Origin of the sequence: Streptomyces sp. NPDC002870 (genome assembly GCF_042888505.1) — a bacterium.
Classification (GTDB): Bacteria; Actinomycetota; Actinomycetes; order Streptomycetales; family Streptomycetaceae; genus Streptomyces.
This window is the reverse complement of record NZ_JBIAPW010000007.1, coordinates 265,377-281,830: the sequence shown is the minus strand read 5'-3', so window position 1 is coordinate 281,830 and position 16,454 is coordinate 265,377. Positions and strand designations below refer to the sequence as shown.

At 71.1% G+C, this 16,454-nt stretch carries 11 protein-coding genes; 5 read left to right on the top strand and 6 right to left on the bottom strand.

All coding sequences use genetic code 11. The features are described 5' to 3' along the window. Positions 1 to 88 precede the first annotated feature (88 nt). From ACFYWY_RS12260 to ACFYWY_RS12250, 3 genes are all read right to left on the bottom strand, one after another. Complete coding sequence (locus ACFYWY_RS12260) at positions 89 to 1,654, bottom strand: DUF5719 family protein (RefSeq protein ID WP_389183733.1); 1,566 nt, start codon at positions 1,652 to 1,654, stop codon at positions 89 to 91. Next, positions 1,651 to 5,478: a glycosyltransferase gene (locus ACFYWY_RS12255; protein ID WP_389183730.1), complete on the bottom strand. Its 3,828-nt coding sequence runs from the start codon at positions 5,476 to 5,478 to the stop codon at positions 1,651 to 1,653. Before ACFYWY_RS12255 ends, ACFYWY_RS12260 begins: the two co-directional genes overlap by 4 nt. Before the next feature lie 316 nt (positions 5,479 to 5,794). Next, the gene (locus ACFYWY_RS12250; RefSeq protein ID WP_023541320.1) at positions 5,795 to 6,058 is read right to left on the bottom strand and encodes a WhiB family transcriptional regulator; all 264 of its coding nucleotides are present in this window, start codon (positions 6,056 to 6,058) and stop codon (positions 5,795 to 5,797) included. 661 nt (positions 6,059 to 6,719) lie between these two features. Between ACFYWY_RS12250 and ACFYWY_RS12245 the strand changes: the two genes are divergently transcribed. The 3 genes from ACFYWY_RS12245 (at position 6,720) to ACFYWY_RS12235 (ending at position 9,645) form a co-directional block, all read left to right on the top strand. Further along, positions 6,720 to 7,244, top strand: a complete 525-nt coding sequence (locus tag ACFYWY_RS12245) for a cysteine dioxygenase (RefSeq protein ID WP_389183727.1) — start codon at positions 6,720 to 6,722, stop codon at positions 7,242 to 7,244. Positions 7,245 to 7,309: 65 nt separating this feature from the next. Further along, complete coding sequence (cofD, locus tag ACFYWY_RS12240) at positions 7,310 to 8,266, top strand: 2-phospho-L-lactate transferase (protein ID WP_389183724.1); 957 nt, start codon at positions 7,310 to 7,312, stop codon at positions 8,264 to 8,266. Beyond that, the gene (locus ACFYWY_RS12235) at positions 8,263 to 9,645 is read left to right on the top strand and encodes a coenzyme F420-0:L-glutamate ligase (protein ID WP_389183721.1); all 1,383 of its coding nucleotides are present in this window, start codon (positions 8,263 to 8,265) and stop codon (positions 9,643 to 9,645) included. The genes cofD and ACFYWY_RS12235 overlap by 4 nt, the downstream gene beginning before the upstream one ends. A gap of 115 nt (positions 9,646 to 9,760) precedes the next feature. Here the strand turns inward: ACFYWY_RS12235 and ACFYWY_RS12230 are convergent, their stop codons facing one another. The 3 genes from ACFYWY_RS12230 to ACFYWY_RS12220 form a co-directional block, all read right to left on the bottom strand. After that, the gene (locus ACFYWY_RS12230; protein WP_389183718.1) at positions 9,761 to 10,783 is read right to left on the bottom strand and encodes a DNA-3-methyladenine glycosylase family protein; all 1,023 of its coding nucleotides are present in this window, start codon (positions 10,781 to 10,783) and stop codon (positions 9,761 to 9,763) included. A gap of 286 nt (positions 10,784 to 11,069) precedes the next feature. Then, entirely contained in the window at positions 11,070 to 12,185 is a 1,116-nt protein-coding gene (locus ACFYWY_RS12225; RefSeq protein WP_389183715.1) for a sugar phosphate nucleotidyltransferase, read from the bottom strand. 67 nt (positions 12,186 to 12,252) lie between these two features. Beyond that, entirely contained in the window at positions 12,253 to 13,758 is a 1,506-nt protein-coding gene (locus ACFYWY_RS12220) for an N-acetylmuramoyl-L-alanine amidase (RefSeq protein ID WP_389183713.1), read from the bottom strand. 127 nt (positions 13,759 to 13,885) lie between these two features. On the opposite strand from ACFYWY_RS12220, the gene ACFYWY_RS12215 reads away from it, so the two are divergent. Then, on the top strand, positions 13,886 to 14,638 hold the full coding sequence (locus tag ACFYWY_RS12215) for a TIGR03089 family protein (RefSeq protein ID WP_389183710.1): 753 nt from the start codon (positions 13,886 to 13,888) through the stop codon (positions 14,636 to 14,638). Positions 14,639 to 14,809: 171 nt separating this feature from the next. Then, entirely contained in the window at positions 14,810 to 16,300 is a 1,491-nt protein-coding gene (locus ACFYWY_RS12210) for an LCP family protein (protein ID WP_389183707.1), read from the top strand. Positions 16,301 to 16,454: the final 154 nt, after the last annotated feature.

Below are 16,454 nucleotides of genomic sequence, written 5' to 3'. Positions count from 1 at the left end.
AGCTGACAGATCTCAAAATCTGTCAGCTGGCATCCGTCAGTCGATATCCGATATCCGTCAGGCGTCAGGCGTCAGGCGTCAGGCAGCGTCAGTCGTCGAGTACGGACAGGTCCTGCTCGGCCTCCGGCACCGCCACCGTCCCCCGGTCGTCCGGCAGCGTCTGCACCGTGAACATCGAGATGCCGTTCTGCGCCAGCGCCAGCGTCCGCGACGCGTGCACAGGCCCGCCCGACTCCGTCTCCACCGTCAGTGCGTAGGAGCCCTTCAGCCCGGCCGGGACGGGCGGGGTGACCGCCAGAGTCGTACCGGCCTTGACCGTGTACGTCTTGACGACCTGCGTGCCGCCCAGCGTGCCCGCCGATGCGGTGACCTTGACCTGCGCGGTGGCGCCCGGCGCGGTCAGGGAGAGCGTCGAGCCCTTGGCCCGGTTGTCGGCGGCGGTCGCCCGCCCCCCCACCGGCGCGGTCGCCGGGATGTAGGCGACCTCCTGCTTGTCGCCCTTGCCGCGTACGACGCGCAGCGCCGCGACCACCGGGGTCGCCCGGCCGCTCTGGGACGGGCTGAGGATCAGCGATCCAGCCTCTCCCTTGGTGACGTCCAGCAGGTCCACGCTCGCGGTCATGCCCGACTTGACGTGCAGCGTCTCGTGTCCGGCCGGGGTGATCCGGCCCGTCGCACCCGCGAGTTGCACCTTCAGGTCGGCGTCGTCGTCGCCGGGCGCGAAGGCCACCAGACGTACCGATGTGGCGTCCGCCGGGATGCCGGGCAGCACCGCGGTGCCTGACGGGTCGGCCGAGGCGGTCAGCCAGTCGCTGCCCGCCTTGTCGTCGGCGGCCCGCACCACGGCTCCCACCCGTCCGGTGCGGGTGGTGACATGAACGGTCACATCCGCGGCGGGCTCGGCGGCGGTCAGGGTGGAGAGCAGGACCGGGACGCTGGATCCGGCGGGGACCGGGATGCCCTCGGTGAGAGTGGTCTTGAGGGCGCCGTCCTTGCCGTAGAGCTCGATGTCGGCGACGGCCGCGGTGTCGTCCGGGTTGGTGAGGTGAACGTAGTCCTGCCGGTCCTCGGCCGTGGACGCTCCGGGGAACCAGAAGTCGGTGTCCGGCCCGGTGCAGCTCAGGCCGAGCAGGCCGCGGGAGCCGCCCGCCGTGACCGTGGTGGTCTGCTGGGTGGTCCAGCCGGGGGCGAGGCGGCCGGTGGCGGTGCCGACCAGGGCGGGAGCGTCGCCGCCCTCGGCCGTGGCGGCGACGGGCTTGCCGGGCTCCTTCAGCGCGAGCACCGGCTTGCCGGACGCCGGCTTCTTCGCACCCTTCGCGGCGTCGCCCTTCGCCGCGTCAGCCTTCGACTCGTCGTCCTTCTTGGGCGCGGTGTCCGGGTCCGACAACACGGCCGAGGACGGCTTCAGTTCGGCCGTACCGTCCTTCGCGTCTTCCCCGGCCGTTCCCGCCGGGGTGAAGGAGGTGTAGGCGGTCTCCGCGACCTCTGAGCTGCTCGGCGCGGGACAGAGCAGGCTGGAGCGCTCGACCGGCAGCCGCGGCGGGGCCTTGGCCTCCGTCGCCGCACCGCCGTCCGGCGCGGTGAGCGCGGCGACACCGGTGACCGCGGCGAGGGCGGTGGCGGTGGCGAGCAGGGAGATGGTTGTGCGCTTCACTCTGACTCGCCTCGGGTTGTCTTGCCGGCGTTGCCGTTCGGGTCGGGGTGCTGGTCGGTCTCGCTGCCGTACGCGTAGGGGTCGTACTGCCCCTCCTGGTACTGCCCCTCCTGGTACTGCCCTTCCTGGTACTGACCGTCGCCGTAGGGCGCGGCCTGGTACTGGTCGGCCTGGTACTGGTCCTGGAACTGTTCGCCCTGGTACGGCTGTTGCTGGTACGGCTGCGGCTGCTGGTACGGCTCACCGTCGTACTGCTGCTGCCCGTCGCCGTACGCGGTGCCCTGGTACTGCTCGTTCGCGTACGGGGCGGTGTATCCGGCGTCCGCGTACGACTGCGCGTCCCATTCGCCGTACTGCTGCTGCGGGACCGCCGCATAAGGGGACTGCTGCTCCCCTTGCTGCTGCACTCCTTGCTGCTGCACCCCTTGCTGGTGCTGCTGCGCGAAGACGTCATGTTCGGCGGGGATTTGAGCGTACGGATCGGGGTGCGCCGCAGCAGCCTCGGGCGACGAAGACGGCGAAGACTGCGACGGTGACGTGGCCCCGGCCTCCGCTTCCGTCTCCGCTTCCGCCTGCGCGCGCAGCCTGCGTGCCCTGCGCCCCTCGCCCTCCACCGCCTGCGCGGGGACCACGATCTCCTCTTCCGGCAGGTCGTCGTCGATCTCCCGCCGCCTGCCCGGCAGAGCGAGGACCAGCAGCACCAGCGCCAGCCCGGCCTGGGCCCAGATCCAGCCGGTATGGGTGGCGGGGTCTTCGTACGTCAGATCCAGCCGACCGCCCTCGGCGGGGAGTTCGAAGCCCTGGGCCCAGCCGTCGACGGTGGTCTTCTTCAGTACGCGGCCGTCGAGCGTGGCCTGCCAGCCGTCGTCCGCGCGGTCCGCGATGCGCAGCAGCCGTCCCGACTCGCCCGCCGGGATCTTGGCGTGGGCCTCGACGGCGTCGGACGCGACGGGCAGCGGGTCGCCCTTGCCGCTGACGATGGTGGCCCGGGCGACCTGGCGGTCGACGCGCCACAGTGCGCTGCCGTCGAGCTGGCTGAGCCTGCTCAGCCCGGGTGTGGCGTCGAGGACGCGGCTGGTCTGGCGGGGCGCTCCGTCGCGTACGAGTACGTAGCGGATCGCGAATCCGCTGAGCTGGCTGGTCTGGTCGGCGCCGGAGCCTGCCACGAGATTCGCGACGATCTTGTCGAGGCGGGGGTCGCTGCCGCCCGCCTCGGCGAGTTCGGCGTCGCCGAGCCGGCCGCCGGAGCCGCGTACAAGGGTGTAGGAGACCTTGGCGGCCGAGGCGCCGCCGAGGACGAGGGTGCGCGGCTGGTCGCGGGTGTCGCTCTCCTCGGCGACGAACGCGGGCACCTGGACGGGGTCGCGCCGCTCCAGCGGGCCTGCGGCGCCGCTGAGCATCCAGTTGCCCGCGGCGAGCAGGGGTGCCAGGCCGGCCGCGAGGGCGATCAGGCCGGCGACGGGCTGGCGCCAGCCGAAGTCCTGGGCGGCGACGCGGGAACGCCCGCCTTCGGCGCCGAGTACGGCCGCGGCGAGCAGGGCGATGCTGTAGACGAGGGTGGCCGGGCCCGCCCAGCCGGAGCCGTTGGCGATCACCGCGAAGACCAGTCCGACCAGCGCGACGGCCCAGGAGGCGCGGATCGCGAACTGCCGTTCGCCGCGCAGCAGGGCGGCGAGTGCCGCCAGGACGATGCCGATGAGGAGGATTCCGCCTGCTGCCTTGGGGCCGCCGGGGCTCATTCCGAGGAGGTCGAGTGCGCTCGCCGATCCGGCGCCGAATTCGAGTCCGGCTTCGCGGAAGAAGGCGGACGGGCCGGTCAGCAGGGTCAGCGACCAGGGTGCGAGGACGAGCAGCGGGACGCCGAGGGCGGCGAGGAACCGCAGCCCGTACGCAGTGATGTCGTCGCGTCGCAGTACGAGGACGGCGATGCCGAGGACGAGCGCGATCAGCCACACGATGGGCGTGAACGCCATGGCGAGGGTGAGCAGGAGCGCGTACGCCCAGGTCGCGCGCCAGCTGCCGCGCCCGCCGCCGGTGCCGCTGCGCAGTCCGTGGGCGGCGACGCCTGCCCGGGCGATGAGCGGCAGCAGGATCGCGAGGACGGCGGTGCCGAGCCGTCCGGTGGCGAGTGCGCCGGTCGCGGCGGGCAGGAAGGCGTACGCGATGCACGCCCAGGCCCGCAGCGGCCGGGATTCGACGATGGGGCGGGAGGCGAAGTACGCGGTGAGTCCGGCGAGCGGGACCGAGCAGACGAGCAGCACGGTGAGCGCGAAGCCGGTGGAGCCGAGGAAGACGGTGGACAGGGCCGCGAGCACGGCGAGGTAGGGGGGCGCGGTCTGGGTGCCGCCGGTGCCGAGGGGGTGCCAGTTGTCGGCGTAGCGGGACCACAGGTCGGAGACGTCGGAGGGGGCGGGCAGCAGTGCGCCGCCGGCCAGCGCTCCACCGCCGAAGAGTCCGCGGCAGGCGACGAGCGAGACGAGGAGCAGTACGGCAAAGAGCACCGGCCCCGGCTTGCGGGCGATCTTCTTCAGGCGTGCGAACTGTTCGATCTCCAGGAAGTCGGCGTCGTCCCCGCCGGGTCCTGATTCGACGGCGCCGTGGCGTGAGCCGCCCGAGTCGGCGTCGGAGCCGCCGCCGAAGTGGCCGGCGACCTGTTCGACGGTGGCGCGGACGGTCGCGCCGGGCGGCGGGAAGAGCGGGCGCAGTTCGCCCGCTTCTACGGCGCCGCGCTGCTTGGCGCGCCTGCGGCGGCCGGCGATGATCCGTTCGGGCCGCAGCAGGGTGCCGAAGAGGCCCATGACTTCGTCGACGGCCTGGCCGGGGACTTTGCCGACGAGGTAGGCGAGGGTGCGCAGGAGTGTGCCGAAGACGATGCGCAGCAGTACGTAGGGGAAGGCCGCGGCGCGTGCGTTGGTGAGCAGGGTGTAGACGGCGCCGGCCTTGTCGACGCGGTGGGGGCTGGCGACGGAGCGGCCGGCGCAGTCGACGGTGCGGCGTTCGCGGGCGGCGGCTTCGGCGTGCCGCATGACGGCGTCGGGGGCGACGAGGACGCGGTGGCCGGCGGCGTGGGCACGCCAGCACAGGTCGACGTCGTCGCGCATGAGGGGCAGTCGCCGGTCGAAGCCGCCGAGCTGCTCGAAGACGTCGCGGCGGATGAGCATGCCGGCGGAGGAGACGGACAGGACGGGGCGGATCTGGTCGTGCTGTCCCTGGTCCTGTTCGCGGCGGTCGAGTCCGGTCCAGCGGCGTCCGCTGTTGGCGATGGAGACGCCTGCTTCGAGGAGTTGCTTGCGGTCGTACCAGCCGCGGAGTTTGGGGCCGACGATGGCGGCGTATTCGTCGGAGTCGGCGACGCGCAGCAGTTCGGCGAGGGCGCCGGGTTCGGGTGCGCAGTCGTCGTGGAGCAGCCACAGCCACTGGACGGGTTCGCCGTAGGGCAGTTCGGGCATGTCGTACGCGTCGTCGCGCCAGGTCCTGCTGGCGGGGTCCCAGCCGCTGGGCCGCTTCAGGTAGGGCAGGTCGTCGGGGGTGAGCACGCCCGCGGTGCGGGCCGCCTCGTCGACGGCGGTGCCGAAACCGGTGCGGCGGGCGAGGTGCAGTACGCGCTCGGCGCCGAATGCCTCGGTGACCAGCCGCGCGGAGTCGTCGGCGCTGCCGGTGTCGGCGGCGACGACGTTCTGTACGGGGCGTTCCTGGCCGATGAGTCCGGCGAGGGCGTCGGGGAGCCAGCGTGCGCCGTCGTGGGAGACGAGCACGGCGGTGACGACGTGCCGCGGGAACTCGGGCGGGTGTGCGGGGGCGAACGCGGCTGTGGTGGCGGACATTGAGGTACGGGCCCTCCGGCCGGGGGGTCGCCCCCTAGGGGCGTTGGAGCGTCTCGGACGGGGCCCCACACTAACGGCTGGTACACGAACGGTCCGCCGACTGCGGTCAGGATGCAGTCGGCGGACCGGGGGTTACGTACCTGCTTGTGGTGTTTCGTCGGACCCTTGGGCGGGACCTCAGGTGGAGCTTCGGTTACAGGTCGGGCTTCGGTTACCTGCCGGACTTCGAACCGGGACCCGGATCGGGCTTCGGGCCGAACTTCGGACCGGGCTCCGGATCGGGCTTCGGACCGGGCTTCGGATATCGGTGCGGTTTTCAGACGGCGGCCTTCTTCAGTCGACGGCGTTCACGTTCGGACAGGCCGCCCCAGATTCCGAATCGCTCGTCGTTGGCGAGGGCGTACTCGAGGCATTCGGAGCGGACTTCGCAGGCGAGGCAGACCTTCTTGGCCTCGCGGGTGGAACCGCCCTTCTCGGGGAAGAAGGACTCGGGATCGGTCTGGGCGCACAACGCGCGCTCCTGCCAGCCGAGTTCCTCGTCCGCGTCCTCGACCAGCAGTTGTTCGAACAGCTCGGTCATGTGCGCCCCTCGATCTGTCTTTGCGTCCCCGTGATGTTGCCGTTGTCGATTTTCGGCCGAACGACACGAGTGAAATTACAAGTGTGTGGCTCCGGGCCAGTCAAGCTGAGATCTGCTATTGGGCCCGGTATTCACTCTGCGGAACCAAAGCTATGCGGAAAGTGTTCAAATCACCAAAAAACTGACACATGCCAGAGGCCTGCCCCGCACCCTCCTCTCACGAGGAGAAGACGCCGCAGGGTTCGATCTTGTTGCGATCGAGCCATTTAAGCGATCCGGATCACAGTCCGATCACGGGGCCGCAACGGCGTTTACGAGCACGGTTGCTGCGCCATGTCTCCGCGGTCGCGGCTGCACAAACCTTTCTCCGCATCCAGTAACCGGATGAGGTGAAACATTACCGCCAAATCGGGCATTGAGTTGACAGTAAGGAGCTCACCCGTCACCTTTGATCCCATGCCAGCGACCTCAGCGCACACCGCGACCCCGCTCCGTGGGTTCCGCAGCGCTGTCCAGGCGCGCTGTTGCTGTTCCTGCTGTTGATGCGCCCGTAGCGCTCCAGCCACTCACCGCATGCGGCTCAGCCCGCGTGCACTGCTTGCACCGCATGTCCTGCGACACCCCAGCACTGCACATTCTCTGCCGAGGAACCACCGCACCCATGAACAGCGACAGCGACCTCCAGATCGCCGGCGACATCCTCGCCGTACAACACCTTCTCCAGCCCGCCCGCGAGCACCCGGCCACCGTCGCCGACTTCGTCGGGCTGGCCCGCTCCATCGCCGCCGACGGCGCGCAGTGGGCTCACCTCGTCCAGTACGACACCGCCTCCCGCTGGTACCACCGGCTGCGCACCGGGCCCGGCTACGAGGTGTGGCTGCTGTCCTGGGTCCCCGGTCAGGGCAGCGGGCTGCACGACCACGGACTGTCGTCAGGCGTACTGACCGTCCTCGACGGCGAGCTCACCGAGCGCAGCGAGCGGGGCCCCCGGTCTCTCGCCGCGGGCGCGCAGCGGGTGTTCGCGCCCGGCTATGTGCACGAAGTCGTCAATGATTCGCTCGAACCGGCCGTCAGTCTGCACATCTACTACCCAGGTCTGACCGATATGCCGATGCACAGCGCCGGCATCCCCCATGCGGAATGCCAGGGGCGCTCCCCGGCCGAACGCGACATCCTGCCCGCCTGACACGCCCGCCCGTCGCCCGACCACCACCCCTCATTCGATCAGGCTCCGCCTGACACACTGTCTGCATGCGCATTGTGGTTCTGGCCGGCGGCATCGGCGGCGCCCGTTTCCTTCGCGGTCTCAAGCAGGCCGCGCCCGAAGCGGACGTCACGGTGATCGGCAACACCGGTGACGACATCCATCTGTTCGGGCTGAAGGTCTGCCCCGACCTCGACACCGTGATGTACACCCTCGGCGGTGGCATCAATGAAGAGCAGGGCTGGGGGCGTACGGACGAGAGCTTCCGGGTCAAGGAAGAGCTCGCAGCCTACGGTGTGGGGCCCGAGTGGTTCGGCCTCGGCGACCGCGACTTCGCGACACACATCGTCCGTACGCAGATGCTCGCCGCGGGCTATCCGCTCAGCGCCGTCACCGAAGCGCTCTGCGCGCGCTGGAATCCGGGCGTTCGGCTGCTGCCGATGTCGGACGACCGCGTCGAGACGCATGTCGCCGTCGAGGTCGAGGGCGAGCGGAAGGTCATCCACTTCCAGGAGTACTGGGTGAAGCTGCGGGCGTCCGTGGCCGCGGAGGCCGTCGTGCCCGTCGGCGCGGACCAGGCGAAGCCCGCGCCGGGGGTGCTGGAGGCGATCGCCTCCGCCGACGTGATCGTCTTCCCGCCGTCCAACCCCGTCGTCAGCGTCGGCACGATCCTGGCGGTGCCGGGGATCCGCGAGGCCATCGCAGAGGCGGGCGTCCCGGTTGTGGGCCTGTCCCCCATCGTCGGGAACGCGCCGGTGCACGGGATGGCGGACAAGGTACTGGCGGCGGTGGGCGTGGAGGCGACCGCCGCGGCGGTGGCCCAGCACTACGGCTCCGGGCTGCTCGACGGCTGGCTGGTCGACACCGTCGACGCGGGCGCGGTGGCTGAGGTCGAGGGGGCGGGGATCCGCTGCCGGGCTGTGCCGCTGCTGATGACGGATGTGGACGCGACGGCGGAGATGGCGCGGCGGGCGCTGGAGCTGGCCGAGGAGGTACGGGCGTGAGCACGCCCTCCCCCTCTGCCGCGGACTCTCCCTCTGTCGCGGACTCCTCCTCCCTTTCTGCCGCGGACTCCCCTTCCCCCTCGTCCTCCCCCTCGTACCGGGTCTGGGCGCTGCCGGGTCTGGGTGAGGTCCGGCCGGGCGACGACCTCGCGAAGCTGATCATCGCCACCTCGCCCGGGCTTGTGGACGGCGATGTCCTGCTCGTCACCTCGAAGATCGTGAGCAAGGCCGAGGGAAGGATCGTGGAGGCGGCGGACCGCGAGGCGGCGATCGACGCGGAGACGGTACGCGTGGTGGCGCGGCGCGGGCCCCTTCGTATCGTCGAGAACCGGCAGGGCCTGGTGATGGCCGCGGCCGGCGTCGATGCCTCCAACATCCCTGCCGGGACTGTGCTGTTGCTGCCTGCCGATCCTGATGCCTCGGCGCGCGCGATCCGCGAGGGGCTGCGGGCGGCGCTGGGCGTCGACGTCGGCGTGATCGTCACGGACACCTTCGGGCGGCCCTGGCGCAACGGTCTGACGGATGTCGCGATCGGCGCGGCCGGAGTGCGGGTCCTGGACGATCTGCGGGGCGGCGTCGACGGATACGGCAATCCGCTGAGCTCGACCGTCGTCGCCACCGCGGACGAACTGGCCGCCGCCGGTGACCTGGTGAAGGGCAAGGCCGACGGCCTGCCGGTCGCGGTGGTGCGCGGCCTGTCCCATGTGGTGGCGGATGACGCGGAAGGCGCCCGGGCGATGGTGCGGGTCGCGGCCGACGACATGTTCCGGCTGGGGACCTCGGAGGCGGTACGGGAGGCGGTGACCCAGCGCCGCACGGTGCGGGAGTTCACCGACGAGCCGGTGGACGGCGGCGCGGTGCGCCGGGCGGTCGCGGCCGCGGTGACTGCTCCGGCGCCGCATCACACGACGCCGTGGCGTTTCGTACTGCTCGAATCTGCTTCGTCCCGCGCCGAGTTGCTGGACGCGATGCGGGACGCGTGGACCGCGGATCTGCGGCGCGACGGCAAGTCGGAGGAGTCCGTCGCGAAGCGCGTGCGGCGCGGGGATCTGCTGCGCAAGGCGCCGTATCTGGTCGTGCCGTGCCTCGTCATGGACGGCTCACACCACTACGGGGATCCGCGGCGCGACGGTGCCGAGCGCGAGATGTTCGTGGTCGCGGCGGGCGCGGGCATCCAGAACTTCCTGGTGGCGCTGGCGGGCGAACGGCTCGGCTCTGCGTGGGTGTCGTCGACGATGTTCTGCCGCGATGTGGTCCGGGATGTGCTTGGCCTGCCCGCAGGGTGGGACCCGATGGGCGCGGTGGCGGTGGGTCATGCGGCCGCACCGCCGAAGCAGCGGCCGGCGCGGGAGCCGGGGGACTTCATCGCGGTGCGGTGACCTCCTGGCGCGACGGAAGGCCCCGGCACGCAGTCGCCGAAGAACACACAGCCGGCGCCCTGTCCGTCGTCCGTCATTTCGGGCGGGTCGAAGAGGCCGCCGGGTCCTCGGCGTTCTACAGCGTGGCGATGTCGACGCGTGGCATCTTCGGCTTGCGGCGGGGCGGGGTGCGGCCGCCCAGGAGGATGAGGCGGGCCGCGCGGTGGCGCTGGCCCGTGTAGGGGGCGAGGAGTTCGAGCATCGCCGCGTCGTCGGCGTCGCGGTCGCCCGCGAGTGCGTAGCCGACGATGCCGGGGAGGTGGAGGTCGCCGACGGTGACCGCGTCGGGGGCGCCGTTGCTACGCTGGACCGTTTCTGCGGAGGTCCAGGGACCGACGCCGGGAATCAACTCCAGGCGTTCTTGCGCTTGTCGGGGCTCCATGGCCGACGCCTCCTCCAGGCGGCGGGCGACACGGACCGCGCGCAGGATGGTGGAGGCGCGCTTGTTGTCGACACCGGCGCGGTGCCACTCCCAGGACGGGATCATCCGCCAGGCGGACGGGTCCGGCATGACATGCATACGGCGCGTGCCATCGGCCGCCGGTCCGGGGGCGGGCTCGCCGTATTTCCGTACCAGCAGCCGCCAGGCGCGGTACGCCTCGTCCGTGGTGACCTTCTGCTCCAGGATCGAGGGGATCAGGGATTCGAGGACCAGGCCGGTGCGGGTGAGGCGGAGGCCCGGGGAGCGACGCTGGGACGCGGCGACGAGGCGGTGGCGGGGCTCGAAGAGGTCCGGCTCGTCCTGCGCCCCCAACAGGTCCGGCAGCCGGGCGAGCAGCCACGGCGCGCCGGGGCCCCAGGCCTCGGCCTCGGCCTCCGCGGCCGCCGGCCGGAGGGCGACGCGGAGTGTGCCGGGGCCGTCGGGCGTACGGGTTGCGCGCCAGACGGAGCCGTCGGGGGTGGTACGGAAGGTGGGGTCGGCGGGGCCGCGGCGGAGGGGGCCGAGGACGAGGCCCAGGTCGAGGGGGCCGGGCGGGGTCCAGCGGCGGGTGCGGGACGCGGGTGCCTGCCGGGGGATGCCGGTGGAGGCGGGCACGGGGGTGTGACCGCCCCGCACGGTGGTGCGGGTGGGTTGGTTCGGTGCGAAGCGTCCTGCCACGGTGTATGAGAGTACGGGCCCTCGTCGGCCCCGGCAGACTTTCCCCCGCCCCGCCCTCCCCCTACGGCCTGCGGGCGTGAGGGGACCCCCAGGTACGGCCTTCGGCCGTGTCCTCAATCTCCCCCACGACTTCGTCCGGAGGGGGACCCCCAACGGGCTTGATTTCCGCCGGTCGGCCTGCGTTTTCAGGCCGACCGGCGGGAAATTCAAGCCTCGCCACCGATTGAGGCGCGGGGATCCGGGGCGGAGCCCCGAAACCAGCCCCGCCGGCGCTTGAGGCGCGGGACTACTGGTCCGACGAGAAGCGCACCGACGCCCGCGGCAGCACCGCGTCGCACCACACCCTCGCGCCCTCGCGCAGTTCGTTGTCGGCGCCCACCACCGCGCCGTCGCCGATCACCACCCCCGACAGCACCGAGCGCGCGCCGATCCGGGCGCCCGCGCCGATGAGGGAGGAGGAGATCACCGCGCCCTCCTCCACGATCGCGCCCTCCAGGACCGCGCTGCCGTCGATGCGGGCGCCCTCGGCGATCACCGCGTTCGCGCCGATGACCGTGCCGCCGGTGAGTTTGGCGTCGGGGGCGACCGATGCCGAGGGCAGGACCAGACGGTCACCGCACCGGCCCGGGACAGCCGGCGACGGGGCGCGGCCCAGCACGAGGTCGGCCGAGCCGCGGACGAAAGCCTGCGGGGTGCCGAGGTCCAGCCAGTACGTGGAGTCGACCATGCCCTGGAGATGGGCTCCCGAGGCCAGCAGGTCCGGGAACGTCTCGCGCTCCACCGAGACCGGGCGGCCCGCCGGGATCGTGTCGATCACCGAGCGGCGGAAGACGTACGCGCCCGCGTTGATCTGGTCGGTGACGATCTCCTCGGGGGTCTGCGGCTTTTCGAGGAAGGCCGTGACCCGGCCGCTCTGATCCGTCGGGACCAGCCCGAACGCCCGAGGGTCCTCGACCCTGGTGAGGTGAAGGGAAACGTCCGCGCCCGACGAGCGGTGCGTGGTGACCAGCGCCTCGATGTCCAGGCCCGTCAGGATGTCGCCGTTGAAGATCAGCACGGGGTCCTCGGGGCCCGACCGCAGCCGGGAGGCGACGTTGCGGATCGCGCCGCCGGTGCCGAGCGGCTCCTCCTCTGTGACGTACTCCAGCTGGAGGCCGAGCGCGGAGCCGTCCCCGAAGTACGGCTCGAAGACCTCCGCCAGATACGACGTCGCCAGCACGATGTGCTCGACGCCCGCCGCCCTGGCCCGTGCCAGTTGATGTGTGAGGAACGGTACGCCCGCCGCCGGAACCATCGGCTTGGGCGTATTGACGGTGAGCGGGCGCAGCCGGGTGCCCTTGCCGCCGACCAGGAGGATCGCTTCTGTCACCTTGTCGTCTCTGCTTCCTGCTGGGGCCGGCATGGTCACTCGTCATGGTCACTCGTTCGAGACCGGCCAGTTTATGCAGTTGGTTGGTGCGTTCTCTGCTTCAGGCACGTCCCTGGTACGTGGCCGCGGCACGGCGGGCGGTGCCGAGCCTGTTGTAGAGGAGGGCTCCCGGACAGTCCGTGGAGTATCCGTCCCGGTGCCCGGAAATGACGTTCATGTTGACCTTTACCCCCTCCGCATACTTGCCGCTCCCTCCCGACGTCAGCAGGACCTTGCCGAGCGGGTTCATGCCGTAAAGCCCGAGCTTCCAAGCCGTCAGCTTCGCGACCGCGGTCACGGCGGCGGGCGGTGGGGTGGAGAGACTGTACGTGCCGAGCACGGCGATGCCCACGCTGTTCGTGTTGAAACCCAGCGTGTGCGCGCCGAGAACCGGCTTTCCCACGCCTCCCGCGCGCCCTTCGTAGATGTTTCCGCATTTGTCGACGGCGAAGTTGTAGCCGAAGTCGCGCCAGCCACTGCTCACGACGTGGTAGCGGTAGATACTGCGCAGGACGGAGGGCGCCTGCGCGCAGGTGTAGTTGTTTCCGGTGGCACTGTGGTGCACGAAAGCGGCTTTGACGGACGACGTGTAGACGAAAGTCTTCTCGCGCAGCGACTCGTCGGCGCCCCATCCCTTGCGCGTGATGATGGCCGGGCGAGGCCCGATGTACGGCACCGCGCCTGCGAGGGCCGACGGGTCCAACTCAGCTTCCGTCTCCTCTCGTGACAGCGCCGGGAGCATGTTCTCGTTCGCGGGCGCGGGTTCCTCCGCGGGCGCGGGCTCGTCCGGAAGTGGGGATTCGCCCGCGGGCGCGGGTTCGTTCGTCGACGGGGGTACGTCCGCCAGAGCGGGTTCGTTCGTCGGCGCGGGTACGTCCGCCAGAGCGGGTTCGTTCGTCGGCGCGGGTACGTCCGCCAGAGCGGGTTCGTTCGTCGGCGCGGGTACGCCCGCCAGAGCGGGCTCGTTCGTCGGCGCAGGTACGCCCGCCAGAGCGGGCTCGTTCGTCGGCGCAGGTACGCCCGCCAGTGCGGGCTCGTCCGCCGCTCCCTCCCCCGGGTCCACGAGTTCGAGGCGCAGGCCCTCGGGCAGCGGAGTCCGTCCGGCCGCCTCCTGGCGTACGCGTACCTCCACGCCGTCCGACGCGCCGACCCACAGCGGGGCCGTGGAGCCGCGCATCTTCCCCGACTTGCTCTCCGCGCTGCCCGGGTCCGCGCGGTGCTCGTGGTTGTGGGTCTCCACGTCCTGCCAGCCGGACCACTCGCCGGAGCCGACGGCCCGGGTTCTGACCTCGACCGTGCCGTGCAGTTCGACGTTCACGTCGTCCCAGACGACGCCGACGAGGGAAAAGGGTCTGACGTCACGTTCGGTCACCCCCTGTTCCGTCGCCGGGCCGAGTGACCGGTCGGACGCCCCCTCCCCGGTCGGCGCCAGCGGCAGCGACTGAGTGGAACCGGGCAGATCCGGCACTGGTGGGGACGCGGCGGTCGCGCCGGAGGGCAGTGAGAGCGGAACTATCAGCGCGGCTGAGCACGCGACGCCGACGGAAGTTGCAAGAAATCCACGCATGATGACGATCCTGAGCCGGGGCCGCGGACTCCGCTATCCGGGAAACTGACGGCCCATCGCTCCAACCGGAGGACCCCGTCACCGGTACGGCGGCTTCCCGCCCGCCCCGCCGCGTACCCTTGCACGGGTGAACGCCAGCGACCGTACCCCTGCCGACCTGCTGCGATCCGCGCTCGCCGCGGACCCGGCGCGCCCCTTGGTCACTTTCTACGACGACGCCACCGGTGAGCGGGTGGAATTGTCCGTGGCCACCTTCGCCAATTGGGTGGCAAAGACGGCGAATCTGCTCCAGGGCGACCTGGCCGCCCAGCCCGGTGACCGGCTCGCGCTGTTGCTTCCCGCGCACTGGCAGAGCGCGGTCTGGCTGCTCGCCTGCTCCTCGGTCGGCGTGAGCGTCGAGGTGGGCGGCGACCCGGCGGACGCGGATCTTGTGGTCAGCGGTCCGGACACCCTGGAGGAGGCGCGCGCCTGTTCCGGGGAGCGGGTGGCCCTCGCGCTGCGGCCGCTGGGTGGGCGCTTCCCGCAGCCGCCGGCGGGGTTCGTGGACTACGCGGTGGAGGTGCCGGGTCAGGGCGACCGTTTCGCGCCGTACGCACCGGTGGATCCGTCCGCGCCCGCGCTCACCGTGGGCGGCATGGAACTGACCGGCGTCGAGCTGGTGGAGCGGGCCCGCGCGGACGCGGCCGACTTGGGCCTTACGCCCGGCTCGCGGCTGCTGACGGGACGCGGATACGACTCGTGGGAGGGGCTGTCGGCCGGGCTCTTCGCGCCGCTTGCGGCCGGTGGGTCGGTGGTGCTCTGCCGAAACCTCGGTGAGCTGTCGCAGGAGGGCCGCGAGAAGCGGATCGAGAGCGAGCGCGTCACGAACACCGCGGTGTGACAACCCTCTGAGGTCCACTCGTGTGGCGCACATGCGGGCCGAGCCCCCGGGCCTGAGCGTCAACTCCGGTGGATGATCGGCGATACGCGTGCTTCAACGCACAACCAAGCGCGAGGTTCAGCCGTCTAGTCCTGCGATCGGCGACCCAGCGCGCCGCCGACGCCATGAAGGATGGACGCAGACGTGACGGACAGTGCTGGCACGCCCGCCGAACCGGACGGCCCGGCCGACGACGAGCCGCCGACCGGAACGCGCGGGCCTGGTAGTACGGGCGAGGCCGGTAACGGCGAGGATCCGGCAAAGGCTGACGCGGACGGCACGGCTGGCGCTGCCGGTGCAACCGGCACTGCCGGCACGGAGAACGCGGACGACACGGCTGGCGCCGCCACCGCGAAGGACGTGGCGGGCACAGCGGGCACAGCGGACGCGGACGAAACGGCAGGCACCGTCGGCACGGACAGCACCGACGACACGGCAGGCGCGGACGACACGCTCGGCACGCCTGAGGCGGGCGCCCAGCCCCCCAACCGCAAACATCACTTGCTGCGTTGGACCGCCCTCGGCACCTCCGTCGTCGTCCTCGCCGCCGCCGCCGTCGGCTGGTGGTTCTACCGCAAGTTCGATGCCAACATCACCACCGACATCACCGCGGCCGCCGAGCTCGAAGCGTACGAGAAGGAGCGGCCCAAGCCCCTCTCGCGCGACGCGCAGAACATCCTGCTCCTCGGCTCCGACACCCGCTCCGGCGACGGCAACAGCCAGTACGGCCGCGACGACGGGGGCAGCCAGCGCTCCGACACCACGATCCTGCTGCACATCTCCGGGGACCGGAAGAGCGCGACCGCGATGTCCATCCCGCGTGACCTGATGGTCAGCATCCCCAGTTGCCGGGGGGCCGACCGCACCCGTACGAAGGCGCAGTTCGCGCAGTTCAACTGGGCGTTCGAGTTCGGCGGCGCGGCCTGCACGATCCGTACCGTCGAGCGGTTCACCGGCATCCGCGTCGACCACCACATGGTGGTGGACTTCAGCGGCTTCAAGGACATGGTCAACGCCGTGCACGGGGTCGAGATCTGCCTGAAGGAACCGATCGACGACGCCGACGCGCACCTCGAGCTGCCCGCGGGCAAGCAGACGCTGCGCGGCGAGCAGGCCCTCGGTTTCGTACGGGCCCGCAAGTCCATCGGCAACGGCAGTGACACCGAACGCATGGAACGCCAGCAGCAGTTCCTCGGCGCGCTGGTCAAGAAGGTGCAGAGCAATGGCGTACTGCTCAATCCGACCCGGCTCTTCCCGGTGCTGGACGCGGCGACCAAATCACTGACCACCGACCCGGGTCTGAACTCGCTGAAGGATCTGTACGACCTAACCCGCTCAATCCGCAGCATTCCAACCGAAAAGGTACAGTTCCTCACCGTTCCGCGGCAGCCGTACAGAGCCGACCCGAACCGCGACGAGCTCGTCGAGCCCGACGCGGCTGAGCTCTTCAAGCGACTGCGCGAGGACAAGCCCGTCACCGTCGTCCCGGACAAGGGCGACAAGAAAGACCCCTCGCAAGCAGAATCCTCGCCGGATGAGAAGCCGGACGGCAGCGGGCCCGCGAGCCCGACTCGGACGCCGACTTTCTCCGGTACAACCGCCGCAGAAGGCACCTGTGAGTAAAGCGATGGCCAAGCCGGAGTCGGCAGTCCATGACGATTGGGCGGAATGCCCGCTTGTAAGGAGCGTGGAATTTGTCACTGACGTCGCTCGACGTTGACCTGGGCGGATAGTGTGACGCGATCCGGTGCTTCCGACCTTCGGTCGCGCACTGCTG

What these genes read in the sequence shown, in the direction of transcription:
- ACFYWY_RS12255 (WP_389183730.1), bottom strand. Translation starts at nt 5,478, where the DNA reads ATGTCCGCCACCACAGCCGCGTTCGCCCCCGCACACCCGCCCGAGTTC.
- ACFYWY_RS12250 (WP_023541320.1), bottom strand. Translation starts at nt 6,058, where the DNA reads ATGACCGAGCTGTTCGAACAACTGCTGGTCGAGGACGCGGACGAGGAA.
- ACFYWY_RS12245 (WP_389183727.1), top strand. Translation starts at nt 6,720, where the DNA reads ATGAACAGCGACAGCGACCTCCAGATCGCCGGCGACATCCTCGCCGTA.
- cofD (WP_389183724.1), top strand. Translation starts at nt 7,310, where the DNA reads ATGCGCATTGTGGTTCTGGCCGGCGGCATCGGCGGCGCCCGTTTCCTT.
- ACFYWY_RS12225 (WP_389183715.1), bottom strand. Translation starts at nt 12,185, where the DNA reads ATGCCGGCCCCAGCAGGAAGCAGAGACGACAAGGTGACAGAAGCGATC.
- ACFYWY_RS12220 (WP_389183713.1), bottom strand. Translation starts at nt 13,758, where the DNA reads ATGCGTGGATTTCTTGCAACTTCCGTCGGCGTCGCGTGCTCAGCCGCG.
- ACFYWY_RS12210 (WP_389183707.1), top strand. Translation starts at nt 14,810, where the DNA reads ATGGACGCAGACGTGACGGACAGTGCTGGCACGCCCGCCGAACCGGAC.